General features: G+C 63.1%; 25 protein-coding genes. 20 read left to right on the top strand and 5 right to left on the bottom strand.

The window, feature by feature from the left end; genetic code table 11:
* Nucleotides 1-14 precede the first annotated feature (14 nt).
* From THPRO_RS09450 to glmS, 12 genes are all read left to right on the top strand, one after another.
* Nucleotides 15-866, top strand: a complete 852-nt coding sequence (locus THPRO_RS09450; RefSeq protein WP_038087796.1) for a ParB/RepB/Spo0J family partition protein — start codon at nucleotides 15-17, stop codon at nucleotides 864-866.
* A 98-nt stretch (nucleotides 867-964) separates the two neighbouring features.
* The gene (locus THPRO_RS09445) at nucleotides 965-1,321 is read left to right on the top strand and encodes an ATP synthase subunit I (protein ID WP_038087799.1); all 357 of its coding nucleotides are present in this window, start codon (nucleotides 965-967) and stop codon (nucleotides 1,319-1,321) included.
* 51 nt (nucleotides 1,322-1,372) lie between these two features.
* The gene (atpB, locus tag THPRO_RS09440; protein ID WP_065089546.1) at nucleotides 1,373-2,257 is read left to right on the top strand and encodes a F0F1 ATP synthase subunit A; all 885 of its coding nucleotides are present in this window, start codon (nucleotides 1,373-1,375) and stop codon (nucleotides 2,255-2,257) included.
* 56 nt (nucleotides 2,258-2,313) lie between these two features.
* Complete coding sequence (gene atpE / locus THPRO_RS09435; RefSeq protein ID WP_038087802.1) at nucleotides 2,314-2,616, top strand: F0F1 ATP synthase subunit C; 303 nt, start codon at nucleotides 2,314-2,316, stop codon at nucleotides 2,614-2,616.
* Between the two features lie 38 nt (nucleotides 2,617-2,654).
* A complete protein-coding gene (locus THPRO_RS09430) occupies nucleotides 2,655-3,125 on the top strand; it encodes a F0F1 ATP synthase subunit B (protein ID WP_038087805.1) in 471 nt (156 codons plus the stop codon).
* A gap of 14 nt (nucleotides 3,126-3,139) precedes the next feature.
* On the top strand, nucleotides 3,140-3,676 hold the full coding sequence (locus THPRO_RS09425) for a F0F1 ATP synthase subunit delta (RefSeq protein ID WP_038087808.1): 537 nt from the start codon (nucleotides 3,140-3,142) through the stop codon (nucleotides 3,674-3,676).
* Between the two features lie 14 nt (nucleotides 3,677-3,690).
* Nucleotides 3,691-5,232 (top strand): F0F1 ATP synthase subunit alpha, encoded by a 1,542-nt coding sequence (gene atpA, locus THPRO_RS09420; protein WP_065089545.1) that lies wholly within the window; start codon nucleotides 3,691-3,693, stop codon nucleotides 5,230-5,232.
* Between the two features lie 6 nt (nucleotides 5,233-5,238).
* Nucleotides 5,239-6,099: a F0F1 ATP synthase subunit gamma gene (atpG, locus tag THPRO_RS09415; protein WP_065089544.1), complete on the top strand. Its 861-nt coding sequence runs from the start codon at nucleotides 5,239-5,241 to the stop codon at nucleotides 6,097-6,099.
* A gap of 45 nt (nucleotides 6,100-6,144) precedes the next feature.
* A complete protein-coding gene (gene atpD / locus THPRO_RS09410) occupies nucleotides 6,145-7,545 on the top strand; it encodes a F0F1 ATP synthase subunit beta (RefSeq protein ID WP_038087810.1) in 1,401 nt (466 codons plus the stop codon).
* Nucleotides 7,546-7,565: 20 nt separating this feature from the next.
* Entirely contained in the window at nucleotides 7,566-7,994 is a 429-nt protein-coding gene (locus THPRO_RS09405; protein ID WP_038087812.1) for a F0F1 ATP synthase subunit epsilon, read from the top strand.
* A gap of 52 nt (nucleotides 7,995-8,046) precedes the next feature.
* Entirely contained in the window at nucleotides 8,047-9,423 is a 1,377-nt protein-coding gene (gene glmU / locus THPRO_RS09400; RefSeq protein ID WP_038087814.1) for a bifunctional UDP-N-acetylglucosamine diphosphorylase/glucosamine-1-phosphate N-acetyltransferase GlmU, read from the top strand.
* 5 nt (nucleotides 9,424-9,428) lie between these two features.
* Nucleotides 9,429-11,264 (top strand): glutamine--fructose-6-phosphate transaminase (isomerizing), encoded by a 1,836-nt coding sequence (gene glmS / locus THPRO_RS09395; protein ID WP_065089543.1) that lies wholly within the window; start codon nucleotides 9,429-9,431, stop codon nucleotides 11,262-11,264.
* A gap of 39 nt (nucleotides 11,265-11,303) precedes the next feature.
* Here glmS and THPRO_RS09390 read toward each other — a convergent pair whose 3' ends face one another.
* A complete protein-coding gene (locus THPRO_RS09390) occupies nucleotides 11,304-11,717 on the bottom strand; it encodes a hypothetical protein (protein WP_038087816.1) in 414 nt (137 codons plus the stop codon).
* Nucleotides 11,718-12,115: 398 nt separating this feature from the next.
* Nucleotides 12,116-12,814, bottom strand: coding sequence for a hypothetical protein (locus THPRO_RS09385; protein WP_038087818.1), 699 nt, complete (start codon nucleotides 12,812-12,814; stop codon nucleotides 12,116-12,118).
* Between the two features lie 255 nt (nucleotides 12,815-13,069).
* Between THPRO_RS09385 and THPRO_RS09380 the strand changes: the two genes are divergently transcribed.
* Entirely contained in the window at nucleotides 13,070-13,777 is a 708-nt protein-coding gene (locus THPRO_RS09380; RefSeq protein ID WP_201786969.1) for an SDR family oxidoreductase, read from the top strand.
* A gap of 10 nt (nucleotides 13,778-13,787) precedes the next feature.
* Here the strand turns inward: THPRO_RS09380 and THPRO_RS09375 are convergent, their stop codons facing one another.
* Nucleotides 13,788-14,672 (bottom strand): fructosamine kinase family protein, encoded by an 885-nt coding sequence (locus THPRO_RS09375; RefSeq protein WP_065089542.1) that lies wholly within the window; start codon nucleotides 14,670-14,672, stop codon nucleotides 13,788-13,790.
* 38 nt (nucleotides 14,673-14,710) lie between these two features.
* Between THPRO_RS09375 and THPRO_RS09370 the strand changes: the two genes are divergently transcribed.
* Entirely contained in the window at nucleotides 14,711-15,097 is a 387-nt protein-coding gene (locus THPRO_RS09370; protein ID WP_038088156.1) for a group III truncated hemoglobin, read from the top strand.
* Between the two features lie 53 nt (nucleotides 15,098-15,150).
* On the opposite strand, the gene THPRO_RS09365 is transcribed toward THPRO_RS09370, so the two are convergent.
* Nucleotides 15,151-15,546, bottom strand: a complete 396-nt coding sequence (locus THPRO_RS09365) for a DUF302 domain-containing protein (RefSeq protein ID WP_065089541.1) — start codon at nucleotides 15,544-15,546, stop codon at nucleotides 15,151-15,153.
* A 180-nt stretch (nucleotides 15,547-15,726) separates the two neighbouring features.
* Between THPRO_RS09365 and THPRO_RS09360 the strand changes: the two genes are divergently transcribed.
* From THPRO_RS09360 to THPRO_RS09335, 6 genes are read left to right on the top strand one after another with little or no spacing between them, the layout of a single operon-like run.
* Entirely contained in the window at nucleotides 15,727-16,248 is a 522-nt protein-coding gene (locus THPRO_RS09360) for a GspH/FimT family pseudopilin (protein ID WP_082954558.1), read from the top strand.
* Nucleotides 16,245-16,814: a type IV pilus modification protein PilV gene (gene pilV, locus THPRO_RS09355; RefSeq protein ID WP_161489962.1), complete on the top strand. Its 570-nt coding sequence runs from the start codon at nucleotides 16,245-16,247 to the stop codon at nucleotides 16,812-16,814. The genes THPRO_RS09360 and pilV overlap by 4 nt, the downstream gene beginning before the upstream one ends.
* Entirely contained in the window at nucleotides 16,811-17,566 is a 756-nt protein-coding gene (locus THPRO_RS09350; protein WP_038087825.1) for a prepilin-type N-terminal cleavage/methylation domain-containing protein, read from the top strand. The genes pilV and THPRO_RS09350 overlap by 4 nt, the downstream gene beginning before the upstream one ends.
* A complete protein-coding gene (locus THPRO_RS09345) occupies nucleotides 17,566-18,159 on the top strand; it encodes a pilus assembly PilX family protein (protein ID WP_052064110.1) in 594 nt (197 codons plus the stop codon). The genes THPRO_RS09350 and THPRO_RS09345 overlap by 1 nt, the downstream gene beginning before the upstream one ends.
* Before the next feature lie 21 nt (nucleotides 18,160-18,180).
* Complete coding sequence (locus THPRO_RS09340) at nucleotides 18,181-22,404, top strand: pilus assembly protein (RefSeq protein ID WP_082954555.1); 4,224 nt, start codon at nucleotides 18,181-18,183, stop codon at nucleotides 22,402-22,404.
* Between the two features lie 11 nt (nucleotides 22,405-22,415).
* The gene (locus THPRO_RS09335; RefSeq protein WP_065089539.1) at nucleotides 22,416-22,874 is read left to right on the top strand and encodes a type IV pilin protein; all 459 of its coding nucleotides are present in this window, start codon (nucleotides 22,416-22,418) and stop codon (nucleotides 22,872-22,874) included.
* A 9-nt stretch (nucleotides 22,875-22,883) separates the two neighbouring features.
* Here THPRO_RS09335 and ispH read toward each other — a convergent pair whose 3' ends face one another.
* Nucleotides 22,884-23,828, bottom strand: a complete 945-nt coding sequence (ispH, locus tag THPRO_RS09330; RefSeq protein WP_038087828.1) for a 4-hydroxy-3-methylbut-2-enyl diphosphate reductase — start codon at nucleotides 23,826-23,828, stop codon at nucleotides 22,884-22,886.
* Nucleotides 23,829-23,872 lie beyond the last annotated feature (44 nt).

Raw genomic sequence — 23,872 nt, 5'->3', positions numbered from 1 at the left:
GAGACTCTGAAAACATGGTGAGGCGTAAGCGAGGCTTGGGCTCGCGCGGACTGGATGCCCTCTTGTCCGGTCAGGCGGACAGCGCGGAAGACGACAACGAGGACGGCGAGCTGCGCACACTGGCGGTGGAGCATATTCAGCGCGGACGCTACCAGCCTCGGATGAATATCCGCAGCGAGGAACTGGAAGAACTGGCATCGTCCATCCGCGCCCAGGGGCTCATACAGCCGGTGGTGGTGCGCAAGCATGGCGACGGCTACGAGCTGATCGCCGGCGAGCGCCGCTGGCGCGCGGCCCAACTCGCGGGATTGCGTGAAATTCCGGCACTGGTCAGGGATCTGCCCGACCAGGCGGTGGCGGCGATGTCGCTCATCGAGAATATCCAACGCGAAGATCTCAATCCGATCGAGGAATCGATGGCGCTCGCGCGCCTGATCGAGGAATTCGGACTGACCCATCAACAAACCGCGGATGCCATCGGCCGCTCGCGCGCGGCGGTAACCAATCTGCTGCGTCTGCGCGAACTGGGCGAGGTCGCGCGGCAGTTGCTCGAGACGGGAGTCATCGAAATGGGCCACGCCCGTGCCTTGCTCGCGCTGGAGGCCGCCGAGCAGGCACGCGTGGCGCGCGAGATCGCGGCCAAAGGCCTGAGCGTGCGGCAGGCGGAGCAGCTGATCCGCACGCGTGCGAAAGCGCCCGTCGCCCCCAGGAAGTCCTCTCCGGACGTCGCCAGGGTGGAAACGGACATTGCCGAACGACTGGGGGCTAAGGTGCGTATCGAGCAGGGTAACAAGGGCAGTGGCCGCCTGATCATCCAGTACAACAGTCTCGATGAACTGGATGGGATTTTGTCACATATCAAATAATTAGGTGTTCGGTTGACGCTGTCAGGGCGACTCTCTATACTGCGCCGCGGGCATGTACGGGGGGAGGCCCCGGGGCCCTTCCGGTCGAAGAGGGCGGTATGCGCAGCGCAATCTTGATGTTTCAGGCCGGATTGGTGCTGATCGGGGTAGGATTAGCCGCTTACGCAAAAGGACAACATGGTATCGAGGCCGCGCTCTATGGCGGCGCGGTGGCCTTGGCCAATACTTTGATGCTGGTACGCCGCATCGAGCGCGTCGAAGCGGCGGTTTCGGTCAGCGCCCAGCGCGGAATGGCGCAACTTTATCTCAGCGCTGTTCTACGCTTTGTGTTCGTTCTGGCGGCGCTGGCGATAGGGCTGGGCTGGTTCAAGCTCGCTCCCCTCCCGCTGATAGGCACTTTTGTAGGTGCGCAGGCCGCATACATCTTGATAAGCATGCGTGCGAACGGCCGCTGAGCGGACCGCGCGGACAGCAGACAGATAGACACGATTGAGGAGCGTACGAGAATGAGCGCAGCCGAAACCTCTCAACCGGTAAATCCCGTTGAGTACATGCAGCACCATTTGACCGACTGGTGCATCGGTTGCGATCCGAAGACGCATCAAACCTCGAATATCATCGATTTCCACGCATTCTTCGTCGACTCCTGGCTGATGGGTCTGCTGATCGCGATTCTGATCGGCTTCGTGGCCTGGCGTATCGGCCGCAGCCTGGATGCCGACAATCCGACCGGCATGCAAAATCTCCTTGAAGCAATGGTCGAGTTCGTCAACGGCCAGATCAAGGACGTATTCACTTCCCGCGCCAATCCGCTCATCGGTCCGCTGGCGCTGACGATCTTCGTCTGGGTTTTCCTGATGAATTTCGTCGATCTCATCCCGGTCGACCTGATTCCGCTGACGGTTGCCTGGATCGGCCACCATGTATTCGGCGTCGAGGGTCCGGTGTATTTCCGCGCCGTCCCGACCGCCAACCTCGGTGCGCCTTTCGGGATGGCCCTGACGGTCTTCGCCCTGGTGATCTTCTACAACCTGAAGGTCAAGGGTCCGGTCGGTTACGTCAAGATGTTTCTGTTCCACCCCTTCGGCAAGTATCTGGTGCCGGTGAACATCGTCATGACGCTGATCGAGGAAATCGCCAAACCCCTGAGCCTCGCCCTGCGACTGTTCGGCAACATGTTTGCGGGCGAGCTGGTGTTCATGCTCATCGCTCTGCTGGTGCTGACGCATGCCGATACCCTGAATTGGGGGCTGTTGGGCTGGTACCCGCTACAGATTCTGGCCGGTCTCGGATGGTCCATATTCCACATCCTCGTGATCTCCCTGCAGGCCTTCATTTTCATGGTACTCACCATCGTGTACCTGGGAATGGCGCATACCTCGGATCACTAAGAACGTTCTTTTAACCTAGCCATTGACGAAATCATCAGACTTTTGAGGAGGTCACCATGAACTTGAATCCCGAAATGATCACCATGATCTACGCCTACACCGCCGTCGGCGTGGGCGTGATCCTTGCCGCTGCGGGCCTTGGCTCGGCCATCGGCTGGGGCCTGATCTGCTCCAAGACGCTCGAGGGCATCGCACGCCAGCCCGAACTGCGCCCGACCCTCATGACCAATATGTTCATCTTTGCCGGCCTGATGGAATCCTTCCCCTTCATCATCCTGGCCTTCGCCATGTGGTTCCTGTTTGCAAACCCGTTCATCGGTGCGGCCACCAGCGCCGTCAAGGCTGCCGTAGGCGGCTGATCTTCCGATAAACCCAGCCTGCAGACCGGGGGGCTACCGTGAGTATTACCGCAACACTTTTTGCCCAGATCCTGACGTTCGGGTTGCTGGTATGGTTCGTCAAGGCGACCCTGTGGGGGCCGATGACGCGCATGCTGGAGGATCGCAAGAGCCGCATCGCGGAAGGTCTTGCGGCCGCCGAACGCGGGCGTCGCGAACACGAACTTGCCGAGCAGCGTGCCGAGGAACGTTTACGCGAAGCCAAGGCGCAGGCCGCTGAGATCATTGCGCAGGCGCAAAAGCGCAGCGCCGAGATCATCGACGAGGCCAAGAATGCGGCTACCGCCGAGAGCGATCGAATCAAGGCGGCTGCAGAAGCCGAGCTCAACCAGGAGATCGCCAGGGCACGGCAGCAGTTGCGTGGTCAGGTCGTTACCCTGGCCGTCGAAGGCGCCGGCCGTGTGCTGGTGCGTGAGGTCGACGCCAAGGTACACGAGCAGGCGCTCGACGATCTCGTCGGCCAGATCTGACGGAGACCCGTACTATGTCCGAGCAGATCACCTACGCCCGACCCTACGCCAGGGCGGTTTTCGAGCTGGCGCAGTCCTCGCAACGCGTCGATGCCTGGAAAAAGGCCGTCGACACCTTGGCCGAGCTGGTGCGCCTGCCCGACGTGCAGACGCTGATCCTAGACCCGCGTGTGCCGCCATTGGTCCAGGCACAGATCATCATCGATGCCGGCGGTGACGTATTTGATGCTGAGTCGTCCAACCTAGTGCGCCTGCTGGCCGAAAACCGCCGTCTGCAGGCAGCCGGCGAGTTGGCCGCCTGCTTCGAGTCGCTTCGCGATGCCGCGGAAGGCACGGTCGAGGCCGAGGCGATCAGCGCCTTTCCGCTGGACGAAAAGCAGCGGGATTCGCTGGTGGCGGCGCTCAAGCGGCGGCTGGGCAAGAACGTGAATCTCAGCACGCGCGAGGATCCCGAACTGCTGGCGGGCGTTGTCGTACACGCAGGCGATCTGGTCATCGATGGCTCACTCAAAGGACGTCTCGGGCAGATGGCCCGGGCCATGAGCCGCTAAGAGGAATTTAAGAGATGCAACTCAATCCGACTGAAATCAGCGATCTCATCAAAAAGCGCATCAAGGATTTCGAGTCCGTGGCGGAGGCCCGCACCGAAGGTACGGTGGTCAGCCTTTCCGACGGCATCGTGCGCATTCATGGTCTGTCAGACGTGATGGCGGGCGAGATGATCGAGTTCCCCGGCGAGACCTACGGCCTCGCGCTCAATCTGGAGCGCGATTCGGTGGGTGCCGTGGTGTTGGGTGACTACAAGCACATCAGCGAGGGCGACGCCGCCAAGTGCACTGGGCGTATCCTCGAGGTGCCGGTCGGCCCCGGCCTTCTGGGCCGCGTCGTGGACTCGCTGGGCAATCCCCTTGACGGCAAGGGTCCGATCGAATCGGACGGGACCTCGCCGATCGAAAAGATTGCGCCCGGCGTGATCGAGCGCCAATCGGTCGACCAGCCGGTGCAGATGGGCATCAAGGCCATCGACGCCATGGTGCCGGTCGGTCGCGGCCAGCGCGAATTGATCATTGGCGACCGCCAGACCGGCAAAACCGCGGTGGCCGTCGATGCGATCATCAACCAGAAAGGCACCGGCGTTAAGTGCATCTACGTGGCGGTCGGTCAGAAAGCCTCCTCGATTGCCAACGTGGTGCGTAAACTGGAAGAGCACGGCGCGCTCGAACACACCATCATCGTCGCCGCCGCCGCCGCCGATTCAGCAGCCATGCAGTACATTGCGCCTTACGCGGGCTGCGCCATGGGCGAGTACTTCCGCGACCGCGGCGAAGACGCGCTCATCGTGTACGACGATTTGACCAAGCAGGCCTGGGCCTACCGACAGGTGTCGCTGCTGCTGCGTCGCCCGCCGGGCCGCGAAGCCTATCCCGGTGACGTGTTCTACCTGCACTCGCGTCTGCTGGAGCGCGCCTCGCGCGTCAATGCCGACTATGTCGAGGCGTTTACCGGTGGCAAGGTCAAGGGTAAGACCGGCTCGTTGACGGCGTTGCCGATCATTGAAACCCAGGCCGGCGACGTGTCCGCCTTCGTGCCGACCAACGTGATCTCGATCACCGACGGCCAGATTTTCCTGGAAACGGACCTGTTCAACTCCGGTATCCGTCCGGCGATTAACGCGGGCCTCTCGGTTTCGCGCGTGGGCGGTGCGGCGCAGACCAAGATCATCAAGAAGCTGGGCGGCGGCGTGCGTCTGGCGCTGGCGCAGTATCGTGAGCTGGCGGCTTTCTCGCAGTTCGCCTCGGATCTGGACGACTTCACGCGCAAGCAGCTTGAGCGCGGCCAGCGCGTCACCGAGCTTATGAAGCAGAAGCAGTATCAGCCGTTGTCGATCGGGGAGATGGCTTTCTCGCTGTTCGCCGCAAACGAAGGCTTCCTGGATGACGTCGACGTCAAGAAGGTCGTCGACTTCGAGGCGGCCCTGCACAGCTATCTGAGGTCCGAAAAGGCCGAATTGCTTGCACGCATCAACGAGAAGGGTGATTTCAACGACGAGATTGCCGCGGAGATGAAGCAGGCTCTGGAGCATTTCAAGGCCAACAACGTCTGGTAACGCGCAATGGCAGCCGCTAAAGAGATCCGCTCGAAGATCAAGAGTATCAAGAATACTCAGAAGATCACCAAGGCCATGGAAATGGTGGCCGCGAGCAAGATGCGCAAGGCGCAGGAGCGCATGGAGGCGAGCCGCCCCTATGCGCAGAAAATCCACGAGGTGATCGGGCATCTGTCGATGGCGCATCCCGAGTACCGCCATGCGTACATGGAGAACCGCGATGTCAAGCGGGTCGGCTTCGTGCTGATTTCCACGGACCGCGGGCTGTGCGGCGGCCTCAATGTGAACCTGTTCAAGCGTGCGCTGGCGTCTATGCGTGAGTGGCAGCAACAGGGCAAGGAAATCGATCTTTGCCTGATCGGTGCCAAGGCAAGCTCATTCTTCAAGCGCTTCGGCGGCAACATCGTCGCTCAGACTACACACCTCGGCGACAAACCGAGGCTCGGTGATCTGATCGGTTCGGTGGGTGCCATGCTTTCGGCTTACGAGGAAGGCCGTATCGATCGCCTCTATCTGGTCGAGAACGAGTTCGTCAATACCATGACGCAAAAGCCCGTGATCACTCAGTTGCTGCCCATCGAGCCGATCAAGGACGAGCGCCTTGAGCACCACTGGGACTACCTGTACGAGCCCGAGGCCAAGCAGGTGCTCGACGAATTGCTCAAGCGCTATGTCGAATCGCTTGTCTACCAGGGGGTGGTCGAGAACGTGGCTTGTGAGATGGCTTCGCGCATGGTCGCCATGAAGAGCGCTTCGGACAACGCGGGTTCGCTGATCAACGAGCTGCAGCTGGTGTACAACAAGGCCCGCCAGGCCGCGATCACCCAAGAGATTTCGGAAATAGTCGGCGGCGCCGCGGCCGTCTAAACAGACGCACCGGCCCAAGGAATACGTGTTTACAGGGGACAGACCATGAGTTCTGGGAAAATCGTTGAAATCATCGGTGCCATCATCGATGTGGAGTTTCCGCGAGACAACGTGCCGAAGATCTACGACGCACTGAAGATCGAGGAAAAGAATCTCACGCTGGAAGTGCAGCAACAGCTGGGCGACGGCGTGGTGCGCGCGATCGCGATGGGCTCGACCGACGGCCTGCGCCGCGGTATGGATGTTGCCTCCACCGGCGCGCCGATTTCGGTGCCGGTCGGCAAGGGAACCCTGGGACGCATCATGAATGTCCTGGGCGAACCGCAGGACGAACGCGGGGAAGTGAAGACCGAGGAAAGGTGGCCGATCCACCGCGCTGCTCCGACCTTCGACGAACAGGCGAGCTCGACCGAACTGCTCGAAACCGGCATCAAGGTCATCGACCTGCTTTGCCCCTTCGCGAAGGGCGGCAAGGTCGGTCTGTTCGGCGGCGCCGGTGTGGGCAAGACCGTCAACATGCTCGAGCTGATCAACAACATCGCGACCCAGCATTCCGGGCTTTCGGTGTTTGCGGGCGTGGGCGAGCGCACCCGCGAGGGCAACGATTTCTATCACGAAATGTCGGAAGCCAACGTCATCCGCCTCGACAATCTCGAGGAATCCAAGGTGGCCATGGTCTACGGCCAGATGAACGAGCCGCCGGGCAACCGTCTGCGCGTTGCGCTGACCGGCCTCACCATGGCCGAGTACTTCCGCGACGAAGGTCGCGACGTGCTGATGTTCATCGACAATATCTACCGCTACACGCTGGCCGGTACCGAGGTGTCCGCACTGCTGGGCCGCATGCCGTCCGCGGTGGGCTACCAGCCGACTCTGGCTGAGGAAATGGGCGTGCTTCAGGAGCGCATCACCTCGACCAAGACCGGCTCGATCACCTCGATCCAGGCCGTGTACGTGCCTGCGGACGATTTGACCGACCCGTCTCCTGCGACCACCTTCGCCCACCTCGACGCGACTGTCGTGCTGTCTCGCCAGATTGCGGAGCTGGGCATCTACCCCGCGGTGGACCCGCTGGACTCGACCAGTCGCCAGCTGGATCCGCAGGTCATCGGCGCCGAGCATTACGATACGGCGCGCGCGGTGCAGAATGTGCTGCAGCGCTACAAGGAGCTCAAGGACATCATTGCGATTCTGGGCATGGACGAGCTGTCGGAGGACGATAAGCTGATCGTCGCCCGTGCGCGCAAGATCCAGCGCTTCCTGTCACAGCCCTTCTTCGTCGCCGAAGTGTTCACCGGCGCGCCGGGCAAGTACGTGTCGCTCAAGGATACGATCCAGGGCTTCAAGGCAATCGTGGCCGGCGAGTACGACCACCTGCCCGAGCAGGCGTTTTACATGGTCGGCACCATCGACGAAGCAGTCGAGAAGGCCAAAACTCTCAAGTAAGCTGACGATCGGGGTCCAAGATGGCAATGACCATGCACGTCAATATCGTCAGCGCGGAAGAGTCGATCTATTCCGGCACGGCGGAGCATCTGTTTGCACCCGCCGCGCTGGGCGAGGTCGGCATCTGGCCGAGGCACACCCCGCTGCTTTCTCAGCTGAAGCCCGGCGAGGTCCGGGTCAAGCCTGAAGGTTCCGCCGAGACGATGCATTTTTTCGTTTCAGGCGGCGTGCTGGAAGTCCAGCCGCACGTCGTGACCGTGCTGGCTGACAGCGCGGTGCGGGCGAAGGACCTTGATGAAGCCGAGGCCAAGGCCGCCAAGGAGCGTGCGGAGGCATCGATGGCGAACCGCAAGGCCGACATCGATTTCGCGCGCGCGCAGGCCGAACTGGCGGAGGCCGAGGCGCGTCTGCGCATGATTCGCAACCTCAAGCAGGGCCGTCACGGCTAAGCCAGACGCGCTTGCGCCCGGCGGGCCACTGCCGCCCGATGGATCGCACCTGATGCCCGTGGATGTACCGGTAGTTCCCGTGATCCTGGCCGCCGGCCGAGGGACACGCATGCACTCCGCCCGGCCGAAGGTTTTGCAGGCCTTGGCCGAAAAGACCTTGCTGGCGCATGTACTCGATACCGTCTGCGGGCTGGAGTTGGCGCCGCCCGTCGTGGTGCTCGGCCATGCTGCCGATCAGGTGGAGGCGGCCCTGGGCGGCAATTATGTCACCGCAACTCAGTCGCCGCAGCTCGGCACCGGCCACGCATTGCAGTGTGCGCTCGCTGCCATCGATGCCGCCGCCGTGGTGCTGGTGCTCTACGGCGACGTCCCGCTGATACGTCCGCAGACCCTGAAGGCCTTGCTGGCAAGTCGCCCCTCCGACGGGCTTGCACTGCTCACTGTGACGTTGCCGGACCCCAGCGGCTACGGGCGTATCGTGCGCGACGATAGCGGTGCGGTTGTCGGCATTGTCGAGGAACGCGACGCGGACGAATCCCAAAAAGCACTCCGAGAAGTCAATACCGGTATCATGGCGGCGCCTTGTGCGCGCTGGGCCGATTGGTTGTCGCGCGTTGGCTGCGACAATGCGCAGGGCGAATACTATCTGACCGACTGTATCGCGCTCGCGAAAGCGGACGGCGTTCCTATCGCGACGCATCGTTGCCACGATATCGATGAAACTCAGGGCGTCAACGACCGAAGCCAGCTCGCACAGGCGGAGCGCGTCCTGCGCGCGAGGCGGGCGAGCGCGCTCATGCGGGCCGGTGCGCTGCTGAGAAATCCCGATACGATCGAGATCCGCGGGCATGTCCACGTCGGTAGCGATGTCGAGATCGACAACGGCGCGGTTTTCGAAGGCGATGTCACGCTGGCGGACGGCGTTCGCATCGGCGCCCACTGCGTATTGCGCAATTGCCGTCTTGAGCGCGGGGCCGAAGTGCTCGCGCAGTCGGTGATCGATGGCGCCGAGGTCGGCGCTGGGTGTCGCATCGGACCATTCGCGCGCCTGCGGCCTGGGACGCGCCTGGCCGCTGGCGCGCATGTGGGCAATTTCGTGGAGATCAAGAACGCGGAGATCGACAGCGGCAGCAAAATCAATCACCTGAGCTATATCGGCGATGCCAGCATCGGCGCGGGCGTCAATGTTGGTGCCGGCACCATCACCTGCAACTATGATGGCGTGAACAAGCATCGGACGCGGATCGGCGCGCATGCGTTCATAGGCTCGAACACCGCTCTGGTGGCGCCCGTGAGCGTCGGCCCGGGGGCCACCATCGGCGCGGGGTCCGTGATCACGCGCGACGCGCCCGACGACAAGCTCACACTGGCGCGCGCCCGCCAGTCAACGATAGAAGGCTGGCGCAGGCCGGCCAAGCACAAGGAATAGCGCGCATGTGTGGGATAGTCGCCGGCATCGCCGAAAGAAACGTGCAGGACATTCTGCTCGAAGGGCTGCGCAGGCTCGAATATCGCGGCTACGATTCGGCCGGGCTGGCCGTGCTCGACGAGCAGAACCAGCTGCATCGGCGTCGACGGGTAGGCAAGGTCGCGGAGCTGGGGCAGGCGTTGGCCGAGACGCCGCTGATCGGCAAGGCCGGTATCGCACATACCCGCTGGGCGACACATGGTTCGCCGACGGAGTTGAATGCGCATCCGCACATATCAAGTGGCCGTGTGGCCATCGTCCACAATGGCATCATCGAAAATCACGCACCGTTGCGCGCCGAGCTGAAGGCGCTTGGCTACAACTTCGAGTCCGAGACGGACACCGAGGTCGCTGCACACCGAATTGCCTACTACCTCGATCGGGGTGACGACCTTTTGCAGGCCGTGCAGCACGTGGTGGCCGAGTTGGAAGGTGCCTATGCCCTGGCCGTGATCGCCTGCGATGATCCCGGGCGCGTGGTCGCGTGTCGCAACGGACCGCCATTGGTCGTCGGTTTCGGTATTGGCGAACATTTCGTGGCCTCGGACGTGCAGGCCCTGCTGCCAGTGACTCAACGGTTTTCGTTCCTTGAAAACGGCGAAGTGGTCGACCTGCGCCGAGACGAAGTGGCCATCTATGACCGCGAAGGCGACCGGGTGATGCGCGAGATAAGGGTTTCCGGGCTGACCGCCGGCGCCATCGATCGCGGACAGTATCGCCATTTCATGCAGAAGGAAATTTTCGAGCAGCCTTTCGCGATCAGCGAGACACTGGAGGGGCGCGTGATCGAAGATCGGCCGCTCTCGCCCGGTGTGCTGGGCGTGGCGGCAGAGGCGCTTCTGCCGCAGATCGAGGCCGTGCAGATCGTTGCCTGCGGGACCAGCTATCATGCCGGCATGATCGCGCGTTATTGGATGGAAGAGATCGCCAATATCCCCTGCCAGGTAGAGGTGGCCAGCGAGTACCGCTATCGCCGTCACGTGGTGTTGCCCAATTCGCTGTTTCTGACACTGTCCCAGTCCGGCGAGACCGCAGATACGCTGGCCGCGGTGCAGGCATCGCGCGACGAGCATTACCTCGCCCGGCTGGCAATCTGCAACGTGCCCGAAAGTTCGCTGGTACGCGAATCCGAACTGGTGCTGTTGACGCATGCGGGTCCCGAGATCGGCGTGGCCTCGACCAAGGCCTTTACGACCCAGCTGGTGGCGCTGATGCAGGTTGTGCTGTTGCTGGCGCAATCGCGCGGCGCGGACGCCGCTGTGATGCGCAGGTTACGCGGCGAGCTCTTACAGCTGCCGGGCTTGGTCGAAAAGGCGCTGGCGCTCGATCCACTCATCACCCGCGTTGCCGAGCGCTACGTCGAACGCGGCCACGCGCTGTTTCTTGGGCGCGGCGCGTTCTATCCGGTGGCGATGGAAGGCGCACTCAAACTCAAGGAAATCTCTTACATCCATGCCGAGGCCTACCCTGCGGGTGAGCTCAAGCACGGGCCGCTGGCCCTGGTCGATGCGGACATGCCGGTAATCGCCGTCGCGCCGAACAACGACATGCTGGAGAAGCTCAAATCCAATTTGGAGGAAGTGCGCGCACGTGGCGGAGAGCTGTTCGTGTTCGCCGAGCCGGGCGTAGCGCTCGAGAACGGTCCGGGGATGAACGTGATCGAGGTGCCTGGGGGCTCGGGGATGCTGGCCCCGGTGCTGATGACCGTGCCGCTGCAATTGCTGGCGTATCATACCGCGGTATTCAAGGGTACCGACGTCGATCAGCCGAGGAACCTGGCGAAGTCCGTCACCGTGGAGTAATCGCGTGGTTGGGCGGTCACGCGCAGCCGCAACGCTACCTCAATTGTCCGGTTGCGAGGCGGCATCCTGCGCGTCCTGCTGGGCCTGCTGCTGGGCTTGCTGCTGGGCCTGCTGTGAGGATTCCTGGGTTTGCTGCGACGTTTCCTGAGCCTGTTGCGACGACTCCTGAGCCTGCTGCGAGGATTCCTGGGCTTGTTGGCTGGATTCGCTGGCCTGAGCGCTTGCGTCGGACGATTCGTGAGCGGCGGAACGCGCCTCGGAGGCGCCGGGGGGCGGCACGAGCGCATGGTCGCCAGCCGGGATGCTGATGTGATTCTCGATAGCGCCCTGGACGTCCTGATTGGGCCCCACGACGTTGATGGTGATGTCAAGATCGCTACCGGCGGCTTGCGCATTGGCGGAAAGTGCCAGGCCGGTCAGTAACATCATGGTTGCCAGGGTGTTGCGTCGCATGTCGTCAATCCTCGAGGCGCGTCTCCAATCGGGCTGTGCAGGCCACAATAGGACGCGCTATCCTGGGTCGGTCTCCTGCGGTATGGTCCCCGCGGGTCGCTCCGGTATCGTTTCCGGTTATGTGTCTTGTCTGTTAACACGACGCGGCCGAAAAAAAAGTTCCATCGATCAAGTGCGTAATCATGTCCCGCGCAAACGGCCGCTTCAAGTCATTCTTATGATGCGGAGCTGTGGCGCATGACCGGCGTATGCGCGCCTTTAGCGCCGTCGACACGCTTCTCGGGACGGTATGTGCGTGTCGCTGCGCGATGAAAAAAAGCGGCACGGATCTGCAAGGATCCGTGCCGCGCAGGGCCTGCCGATTCAGGCCTGAGCTGTGCCTAGCGTGTCGTGCGGGCTTAGCCGTCGATACTCATGTTGACGGTGTTGGGCGGATAGATGCGCGCCACCGACAGATCGGTCTGCAGACGCTTGAGCTTGACCGCGTGGCCGACCTTGAGCGGCGCATAGCCGTAGAGTTCGGGGTGCAGATTGATCGCCAGCAAAGTCGTAGCCACTTCCTCGGAAGACTGGATCGGCCCGAGTTGGCCGACCAGACGATTCCAGGCCTTGTTCAGGCGGCGCATCTGGTCGCCCTTGGCGAGCACGGCGTTCCAGCTGTGCATCTGGCCATTGATGCGTGCCTGTATGCGATACACCTGGCCCATGTGCCCGGCAACATTGACCTGCGTGTGGGTCGGGATGACACGGATGCTGCTGGGTTCCACGTTGAGACCCGGGCGGCGCGGGCTTGTTACGGTCTGGGCCTTCGACTCGGTGTCGCCGGGGGCCGAATAACGGCTTACCAGCTGGCCGTGGTCGATCCAGTAACTCACGTCCTTCTGACCGAAGAGGCCGGGCGTGCCGTATTTGATGCTGGCGCGGGTGACCTGCGCCTGATCGATGCCCATCTTCAGGCGGGCATGGTTGGCCAGCGTGTACTCGGCCTTGAGAACCCCATTGTGATGCGACTGTTCGGTCAAGGGGCTGGCGGCCACGGTGATGCCCGCAACGGTCATGCCCAGCAGTGCGTAGGAAAGGTAGATGTAACGCTTCATGTTCGTTCTCCCAATTCAGTCGGTCGATAAAGCCCGTCGATGCGTTTGCTAACGGACAGTGCTCTGTCTCGTTACGGCTAAGCACGCAGACACGCGCAATAAAGTTCCCGAAAAATCCGTATTGGCGATAAATAAAGCGAATTTTTCGTAATCCGTAAGACTCAAAGGCTGAAATGGAACCCGCCGCCCAGGAATGCCGTGTTAAAAGGGTTAAGCGGGATATTTTCCCGGCCAGGAGCGTGGCGAAATCCACCAATGGCCGGCGTCGCGAGGTTTGAATTCATGCACAGTGTTTTGATTACGGGGGCCGGGCGTGGCATAGGCTTGGCTTTGGCCAGGCATTACCGCGCAGCTGGCTGGCGAGTCTATGCCTGCCATCGGCAGGCCAGCGCCGAGCTGGAGCGGATTGCAGATGACAATCTGAGCCTGCATGCGCTGGATGTGGCCGAACCGGAGCAGATGGCCCGGCTTGCCGATTCGCTGTCGGGCCTCCCGCTAGACGTACTGTTCAATAACGCGGGTGTCTACGGCCCATCGGTGGACGGTTTCGGGTCGCTGGACGCCGAAGGCCTGCTGGATACCTTGCGCGTCAATACGGTTGCCCCGCTGCTCCTGGCGCAGGCGCTGCTGCCCAATCTGCACGCCGGCGCGCTCAAAACGATCGCGACCCTGACCAGCCGCATGGGCAGTATCGGCGACAATGGTTCCGGGGGACATTATCCCTACCGCGCATCGAAGGCCGGGCTGAACGCGGCGCTCAGGAGCCTCTCGATTGATCTGCGCCCGCATGACATCAAGGTACTGATACTGCATCCAGGCTGGGTGCGTACGGATATGGGCGGTGCGCACGGAACGCTGTCCGTGGAACAGAGTGCGGCGCAATTGTTTCGGCACGTGGCAAGCGCACAGATGCGCGACAGCGGACGTTTTATCGACATCGATGGCAGTAAGCTGCCGTGGTAGGCGTGGCAATCTAGCCGTTGAGACTCAGCAGGTTTTCAATCAGTCTTTGCGCCTGTCCGGCATAGCCGCCACCGAACAGGTTGTAGTGATTGAGGACGTGGTAGAGGTTGTACAGGTGCTTGCGGCTCTCATAGCCGCCCGGCAACGGCCAGACGGATTCGTAGGCGGCGCGGAAGCTTGCGCCGAAACCACCGAACAGTTCGGTCATGGCGAGGTCAGTCTCGCGGTCGCCGTAATACGGTGCCGGATCGAATATCACCGGATTGCCGTCGGCGTCATAGGCGTGATTGCCGCCCCAGAGGTCACCGTGCAGCAGCGCGGCCGGCGGCGCATGACCGTCGAGCAGTGCGGGCAGGCGGGCGAGCAGGCGATCGCCCGCCTCCATGAGTCTCCTTGGCGCGCCATGATCCGCCGCCATTCGCAGTTGCGGCGCGAGGCGTCGCTCGTACCAGAAACGCGTCCAATCGCGCATGGGGCGATTGTCCTGCGGTGTGGCACCGATCGTATTGTTGCGATGCCAGCCGTAATGCGGGCCGGTATGACGGTGCAGCTGCGCCAGCCGTTCGCCTAGGGCGGTCTCTTTGCCGTGATACGAAAGCGATAGGTATTCGAGCACCAGGCAGGCGCGGGCGTCGACGACGCCGTGCCACAGCGGACGCGGGCAACGGAGCGTGGCCGTAGCGTTGATGGCCGCAAGCCCTTCTGCTTCGGCAGCGAACATTTGCAGGGCAGGGGCGGGGCCGCATTTGACGAAATACGACAAACCGGAGAGCGTCAACCGCCACGCAAGGCTGGTATCGCCGCCGGGTACCGGCTGCACGCGCTCGATTCGTGCGGAGATACCCCGCTCGCGCGCCAGGCGCGCGGCGAGCGCCGGCCAGAAGTCATCGTTCATGCCGCGGGTGGGCCGGCGCCCGGTGATAGCATGTGCGCATGACGACACATCGACGCCTGAACCCTCTGAGTCAGCGTATCGGCCGAGAAGCCGTGGAGCGAACGATCGCTGAATTTTACCGCCGCCTGCGTGCTGACGCACTGCTCGGACCTAATTTTGCGAGCCTGCCCGATGGGCCCGCGCATGAACGTCGGGTGGCGGATTTCTGGTGGATCGCCATGGGCGGCAAACCACCTGAATACGAGGTGGCGGTGGATATGGTCGGTGTGCATGCGCGGCTGAACCTGCGGGCGGCGCATTTCACACGATGGCTGGAATTGCTGCGGCAAACCCTTGATGCCGAATTGCCTCCGGATCAGTCGGCCGACTGGCTGCGCATGGCCGAGGGCATCGCCGCGCGGCTCGCTACGGCGCTCGCGCGTTAGCGCGTGCGGGAAAGCCGCCCTGCCCGCGTCTTTGCCGGACAGGGCGGCAGGCTTCAGCCCGCGGCCAGCGCGTCGCGAACGGCCTCCAGGCGGCCGCGTACCTCGCCGGCGAGTTCACCGATGCCGTCGCGCTCGACCAGGCCGAGTACGGCCTGCGGGTCCATGAAGCCGACCGTGACCTTGCCGTCACCATCGTCGCGCACCACCACGTTGCAGGGCAGCAGCAGGCCGATGTCGGGATCCGCGTCCAGCGCGCGGTTGGCGAGCTGTGGATTGCAGGCGCCGAGTATCCGGTACGGGCGCTTGTCCACGCCGATCTTGGCCTTGAGCGTGCCGGCCACATCGATGTCCGCCAGTACGCCGAAACCTTGGGTCTTGAGCGCATCGGTCACGCGTCCGATGACCTCGTCGAAACCCGCATTCAGGCTGATCGAGAAACCATATGCCATATCGTCCTCCGGTTATTCTGCAGTGAACCCGCGGTCGAGGCGGGTCGCACACATGGTAACGGACTTGAGGCGAGACTTCGCGCGCGCGCGCCGCCCCGCTCGTCAGCCGTAAGCGGGGCTTCATCCGCTGCCGGTTCGAGGAGCCTTTACAGCCCTCGCGGACCTCTTTACATAGGGAGCATGGGAAAAAGAACAAGACAAACTGCGTTCACGCTGATCGAGCTGATGGTGGTGGTCGCGCTGGTGGCGATTTTCGCGCTGGTGGGCATTCCAGGCTACCGCAGCATGACCACGACCAACCGGATGTCGACGGAAATCAACAGCCTGATGGGAGACATGCAGTATGCGCGCAGCGAGGCGATCATGCGGGGCGTCAACGTGAGCATCTGCGCGAGTTATGTGCAGAACAGCCCGCCGACCTGCGACAACCCGGCCACTGGCTGGAACGCCGGCTGGATCGTGACCGTTGTCGGCGGGCCGGTGCTGCGCATTCATGACGCCATGACCTCCTCCGACAGCTTCAGCAGCTCGAACACAAGCACGGGCAATCTGAATGCCGTCACCTTCGACCGCGGTGGTTTCAGCGCCAATGCCGGCACCATCTCGCTGCACGATCAGGCGGACACGGTCAGTCGCCGGCAATGTCTGGTGGTTTCGATGGTCGGGCGGGTGCGACTGGAGAGCGGAGGTGTGTGTCCATGAAACCCCGGACCACGCAGAATGGCTTCAGCCTGATCGAGGCGCTGGTGGCGCTGTTGGTCATCACCATCGGCCTGCTTGGCGTCGCCGGCCTGCAGGCGCTGGCGGTCAACAACACGCATTCGGCGAGTCTGCGCAGCATCGCGGCCATGGAAGCCTCCAACATGGCCGCCTACATGGCCGCCAATGCCAGCTACTGGGCCTATGTGGCGCCCGCCGGCTTGACCGTGACGCCGATCGGCGCATCGGCCACGTTCACCGGTGCCGGTGCCAGCGTATTGGCCTCGGCGATGCCGAGCAGCTGCACCGGGACCAGCAGCAATTGCAGCGCCAAGGGCATGGCGGCCTGGGATTTGCGCAACTGGGGCATCGGCCTGGGCCGCCAGCTGCCCGCGGCCCAGGGCCACGTGGCCTGCTACACGGCGGTGAACGACCCGATGACCTGCGTGATTTCCGTGCAATGGCGCGAGAAAACGCTGGCCCTCAATGCGCCGGGCGCATCGGGTACCGCGGTCGCGCCCGCGCCGTCGACGACCATGCAGACCTACTCGCTGGTGACCCAGCCATGAGCAGGCGCATGCGGCATCAGGCGGGACTCGGCCTGGTCGAGCTGATGGTGGCCATGGTGCTCAGCCTGTTCCTGCTGGCCGGTATCGTGACCGTGTTCGTCAGCACCAAGCAGACCTACGCCGAGCAGCAGGCGATGGCGGCATTGCAGGAGAATCAGCGCTTTGCCGGCTCGATGCTGGGGAACGTGATCCAGCAGGGTGGCTATTTCCCCTACAGCAGCACCATCCCGACGAATTTGATCGCATTCCCGGCGAACGGCACCTTTACCACCGCGGGTCAATTCATCTACGGCACCGGCTCCACCATCGTCGTGCGTTATGTGGCGGCGCCAAGCGGTGCCAGCAGCAGCCCCATGATCAACTGCAACGGCGGCAGCAACGCCAGCAGCCTGGCGGTGGTGACGGTGAATGTGATCAGTGTGGATCCGGCCCAGTCCGAGCTGGAATGTCAGGTCAACGGCAATACACCACAGCCTGTCATCTCGCCCTTGGCCAACATGGGCTACAACCCCTTGGGTGGCGGCATCACCGGCCTGCAGGTGCTGTATGGGGTGGCGGCGCTGTCCGGCGGTTCGGTTCGCCAATATCTGACCGCCGCCGAAGTACAGGCACAGAATGCCTGGATGCAGGTGCGTACCCTGGTCGTGACGCTGGATTTCGCCAACCCGCTCTATAACGCCGCGCATCCGAACGGGCAGCCGCAGACGCTGCCGTTCACGCGCGTGATCGATCTGCAGAACGTGGTGAAATGATGAACAACGCAAGACATGCCGTGGATGCATCTTGCAGAACGCATGCGCGCGAGCGCGGCTTCGCACTGGTGGTCAGCCTGCTGATCCTGGTCATCCTGACCCTGCTTGGCGTCAGCATGTTCGGCAATGTCGGCCTGCAGGAGCGCATGGCCGGCAACACGCGCGAGAAAAATCGCGCCTTCGCCGCCGCGCAGACGGCGCTGCAATACGCGCAATGGTGGCTGACCCAGGGCGCCAACGCGACCCAGGGCGTCGTCTGCAACAACGCGCCGTCCCCGAGCGCGCCCATCCGCGTGTGCTCCAATCAGCTGTCGTCGGCGACCACCGTGCCATGGACGACCGCCAGTACCTATCAGCCGCAGTCGGGCGTGATGACCTTCAGCAGCTCGGGCGGGGTGAACACCTACAATTCGGCGCCGCAGTTCTACATCCAGTATATCGGGCCCGGCATAGGCACCGGCGGCAGCCTTTATCGGATCACGGCCTGGGGCTCGGGCGGCAACGCCAACGCCGTCGCGGTGGTCCAGAGCGTCTATCTGGTCGGCGGCGGCGGCGGCGGCCACACCGCGGCGAACAATCTTGGCGGGTCCTGAGCGGACCGGGAGCAGGCGGACATGAAGACCCTATTCGGATTCCAAACGCGCTGGGCAGCTCCGGTCATGGCGGCCCTGCTGCTCCTGCCCGCCACGCGCGCACTGGCGGCGACCAGCTACCTCAATCTGGCGCAGGCACCACTGACCATCGTCCAGCAGGGCATCGACCCCAACATCATGTTCCTGCTGGACGATTCAGGCTCGATGCAGTGGGAGTGGCTGGGCGACCAGGGTTCGATCGGGGCCTTTACCTACGGCTACCCGGTGGGCAACACTATCGTGTACGGGTCCGGCAACTATTCCGACTATATCCCAGGCTTCGGCGCCAGCAACGTCTACGGTGCGCAGTTCCGCTCAAGCTACGTCAACGCCAATTACTACAATCCGAGCGCGACCTACACGCCCTGGGCCTGCCCTGCGCCCTACCCCGAAAGCAGCACGCAGACACCCACGCCGACCCAGACCGCCACGACCGGCAACCCCGCCTGCCACTGGGACAGCAACGTCAACCTGTGGGTGATGCCGAACGCCAATCCCAATGCCGCATTCCTGAATCCGTACAACAACAACAATCCGAATTCCAATGTGCGCGCGCTGAACGTGTGGAACGATTCCACGGACTCCAACAACAACACGCCAAACAACGGCTACATCGGCAATTCGCAGGGTTCCAACAACCTGCACTGGCTGGTCGACGGCCCCAATGGCTACGAGTGGTGGACGAGTACCTATCCGAGTGGACTCAATAGCGACAATAATCCGACCGGCTACGGCTTCTGGCCGGCGGTGTACTGGAACTACATCGGCCCGCGGCCGGCGAGCAACAGCGATCTGACCAACATCGCCAATTTCCAGGAGGTGCAGATCTGCCCGCCGACGCTGAGCGCGAATTCCAACGGCAATACCGGCACCTGCACCCCGCCGCCCACCCTGCCCGCGTCGCCGTTGCCCTATCACACCTACACCGAGACCGACGGCGACTACGTCTACATAGAGGGCGACGGCACCCAGGTGGACCGCACCTATGCCGCGGAAATGCAGAACTTCGCCAACTGGTTTCAATTCTATCGTTCGCACATCCTGATGGCCCGCGCCGGTGCCGGCATCGCCTTCATGCAGTTGCCCAATACCTTCCGGGTCGATTTCGGCACCATCAACCAGATGGCGACCAGCGGCAACCCTGAGTTCAACACCACCGAGCCTTTCCTCTTTTCGAACGGCAATCGCGCGGGTTTTCTGCAGCGCTTCTACCAGCAGCCCATTCCGGAGGACGGTACGCCGCTGCGCAAGGCCCTGAAGGGGGTCGGCAGCTGGCTCGGCAAGCAGCCGGGTGCCTCCGCGCCCTGGGGCACCAGCGCGGCCGAGAAACAGGCCAACAACGGGGCGAACTACCTCACCTGCCGCGCCAACTACACCGTGCTGGTGACCGACGGTACCTGGAATGGCAGTAATCCCAACGTCGGCAACGTGGATGGTTCGACGGGCCCCACCATTACCGGGCCGAACGGCCAAACCTATCAATATACGCCCGCAGATCCATACCAGGACGGCGCATCGAATACGCTGGCTGACGTGGCGATGTACTACTGGGAAAACGATTTGCAGTCCGGCATGGTCAACGACGTGCCGACCAATGGCGAGGACCCGGCCTTCTGGCAGCACATGGTGACCTTCGCCATCGGTCTCGGAGTGACGCCGACCCTGGTGCAGGCCTACATGCAAGCAAATCCAGGCGCCACCGAATCTCAGGCCCAGGCCGCCGTTTATGCCGAGCTGCAGAATGGCACGGTCAACTGGCCGACGCCCGGCGCCAATTCCAATGCCAACATCGACGATCTGTGGCACGCGGGCGTGGACGGCCACGGCGGCTTTCTCAGCGCACAGAACCCGCAGCAGTTCGCCAGCGCGCTGGCAAGCACGCTGTATCAGATCGTGGCGCGCACCGCATCCGGTTCGTCGGTGGCGGTGAATGCACAGAAGGCCGGCGAAGTGCAGACCGATACGCAGGTCTATCAGGCGCTCTACCACCCGCTCAACTGGTGGGGCGAATTGCTGGCCAAGCCAATACTCATCAATACGACCAACAATCAGCCCTACGTGAGCGCCAACGCCAATTGGGACGCAAGCTGCGTGCTGACCGGCGGCGCCTGCCCGGCGATGGGCACGAATACACAGGGTCAGGCGACGACTTCGGTGACCGCGCAGTCGCCCAGCAGCCGGGTGATCATCACCGACAACGGTACCCAGGGCGTGCCCTTCGAGTGGACCAGCCTCTCCTCGGCCGAACAGACCCTGCTCAACGGCGCCGACAACCTCGGCCAGCAGCGGCTGGATTATCTGCGCGGTACGCGCAGCGAGGAGGAAGGCGCGGGTAACGGCGGTACCTTGAGGACCCGAACGGGGGTGCTTGGTGACATCGTGCATTCCAGCCCCGTGTGGGTGGGGTATGCAGACCAATCCTACCCCAGCACGCCGGGGCAGCCCGCGACTTGGACCGACAAACTGTATCCTTCCGCAAGCCAGCCGGAAAACGCCAACGCCGCGCAGACCTTCGCCCAGTTCGAAGCCAACAACTGGAGCCGACTCAACGTGGTCTACGTGGGCGCCAACGACGGCATGCTGCACGGATTCCGCGCGGGCAGCTATACCTACAACAGCAGCACCGGCGCGCTGACCTACGATGCCACGAATAACGACGGCCAGGAGGTGCTGGCCTTTGTGCCGCAGAGCGTGTACGCGAATATCAATCAGTACACCGATCCGCAGTACAACCACCATTACTATGACGACGCCACGCCCGCCACCGGCGACGTGTTCTACGGCGGTGCCTGGCACACCTGGCTGGCGAGCGGACTCGGCGCGGGTGGCAAGGAGCTGTTCGTGCTCGACATCAGCAATCCCGCCAATTTCAGCCAGGCCAACGCCGCCAGCCTGGTCAAGGCCGACTGGACGACCGCCAACCTGACCTGCGTGAACGACGCCAACTGCGCGCAGGATCTGGGCGACACCTTCGGCACGCCCGTGATCCGGCGTTTCCACAACGGCGAGTGGGGCATCATCTGGGGCAACGGCTACAACAGCACCAACGGCGAGGCCGGCATCTTCATCGGCCTGATCGACCCGGCCTCCGGCGCGATCAGCGTCTATTGGCTGGGCACCGGCTATGGCCCGGCGCAGGACCCGACCGGCCAGAGCCGCCCCGACGGCATCGGCTACACTACCGCCGTCGACCTCGATGCCGATCACATCACCGACTACGTCTATGCCGGCGACCTGTTCGGCAACGTCTGGCGTTTCAACCTGACCAGCAGCAATCCGCTGGACTGGCATGTCTCGACCTACGGCAACACCGCCGGCACGCCGCTGTTCAGCGCGGTCAACGCCGCCGGCACGGCGCAGGCGATCACCACCAAGGTGCAGGTGGTCTCGATCCCCTCCGGTCTGTCGCCCGGCCAGCCGCAGAGTCGTCTGATGGTGCTGTTCGGCACCGGCAAGCTGCTTGAGCCGCAGGACGGCATTGCCAATACCACCGCGGCCGGCGTGCAGAGCCTCTACGGCGTGTGGGACTGGGACATGTCGAACTGGAATAGCGGCTACACCACCGCCAGCGGCATCACGGTGCCACCGTCGGCCACCCAGTATGCCTCGCTCGGCACGGCGCCGAGCATCTCGCGCAGCACCTTGCTGCAACAGACCATCACCTCGGAGATCTACAGCACCAACTCGTCCGGCACCCAGGTCGGGCTGCGGCAGACCAGTCAGAACCCGGTGCAGTGGGCGGATCTGAGCTACAACGGCACTCCGGGCACGCAATACGGCTGGTATCTGGATCTGGTATCGCCGGTCAACGGTTACCAGGGTGAAATGGTGGTTTACAACCCGGATATCGCTTACGGCGTGTTTGTGGTTAATACCACCATCATCGGCCAGCTGGGCCTGACCTGCGGCATCAACAATAACGGTGGCTGGTCCATGGGATTGGACCCCAGCGATGGCGCGATGTTGAGTTTCAACGCCTTTACGATACAGAACATCGGCGATTATAACGGATCGTTCAATCAAGCGACCCTAGAGGGACTCTATGCGGGCGTAACCGTCGGCGCGGTTGGCAGTCCATCCTGGGTCACCTATGGCGGCGTGGTGTATATGGTCGTTAGCACCAATGACGGCCAGACGAAGCTGATTCCGACCGGCCTCGGTGGGGCGGGACAAAACATCAGGATCAGTTGGCGGCAACTGCGATGAGGACGGAGACGATGCAACGAGGGCGTACGGCCGCCGACGGGGTCGGACAGGGCGGTTTCACGTTGATCGAGCTGATGGTCGCGGTGGCGATCGTGGCGATCATCGCCGCGATCGCCTATCCCAGCTATCTCAAGGAGGTGCGCGATTCCCGGCGCACCACGGCGATCACCAACTTGCTGAATGTCGCCAGCCAGTTGGAAAAGTATTACAGCACCAACAATATCTACCCCCAAAGCCTGACGTCGCTGGGTTATACGGCAACGATCTATCCGGTACCGAATGCGGCTAGCCCCTATTACGATATCCGTTACGGGACCGATACCACCGGCGACACTTACACACTGACCGCGACCCCGACTCAACAGAGTGGGCAGAGTCAGGATGCCTGCGGGGTATTCACGCTCAACGCGCTCGGGCAGAAAGGCGTCACGAGCGCTACGGCCACCGCCAGCCAGTGCTGGGGCAAGTAAGCCGCGGCTTCAGCCGCCGGCCTCGCGCAGCGCGGCCGGCAGGCTGAAGGTGATTTTCTCCTCGCGTCCGCTAAGTTCCGTTACGCCGTTGGCGCCCCAGGCGAGCAACTGGGCGATCACGTCGCGCACCAGTTTCTCCGGCGCCGAGGCACCGGCGGTGATGCCGATGCGCTTGCGGTCTTCCAGCCATTCGCGGCGGATGTCGTCGGCGCCGTCGATGAGGTGGGCCGGGATGCCGGCCTTGGCGGCAAGCTCGCGCAGGCGGTTGGAGTTGGAGCTGTTGGGCGAGCCGACCACCAGTATCAGATCGCAGTCGTCGCTCAGCTGACGCACGGCGTCCTGGCGATTCTGGGTGGCATAGCAGATGTCGTCGCGCCGTGGCCCCTCGATGGCCGGGAAACGCGCGCGCAGGGCGTCGATCACCGCGCTGGTGTCGTCCACCGACAGCGTGGTCTGGGTCACGAAGGCGAGATGCTCGGGGTCGCGGATGTCCAGCGCGGCGACGTCATCCGGCGATTCGACCAGATACATCCGGCCACCCGCACGGGTATCGAACTGACCCATGGTGCCCACGACCTCGGGGTGTCCGGCGTGCCCGATCAGGATCACCTCGCGGCCTTCGCGGGAAAACCGCGCGACCTCGATGTGCACCTTGGTTACCAGCGGGCAGGTCGCGTCGAACACCGTGAGATCGCGCGCTTCCGCGTTGCGACGCACCGCCTGCGAGACGCCGTGGGCGCTGAAGATCACGGTCGCGCCGTCCGGCACCTCGTCGAGTTCCTCCACGAAGACCGCACCCTTGGCGCGCAGCCCGTCGACCACGAAGCGGTTGTGCACCACCTCGTGACGCACGTAGATGGGGGCGCCGAAGCAGGTCAGGGCGCGCTCTACGATGTCGATGGCGCGGTCCACTCCGGCACAGAAGCCGCGCGGATTGGCGAGCAGGATGTCCATGACGTATTCCCGGCTGAATGAAGGTTCGGTTGGGGCGTCTACGT

The sequence above is a fragment of the Acidihalobacter prosperus genome (genome assembly GCF_000754095.2).
Lineage (GTDB): Bacteria > Pseudomonadota > Gammaproteobacteria > DSM-5130 > Acidihalobacteraceae > Acidihalobacter > Acidihalobacter prosperus.
The sequence above is the reverse complement of the archived record's forward strand: the minus strand, read 5'-3'. Positions and strand labels throughout refer to the sequence as shown.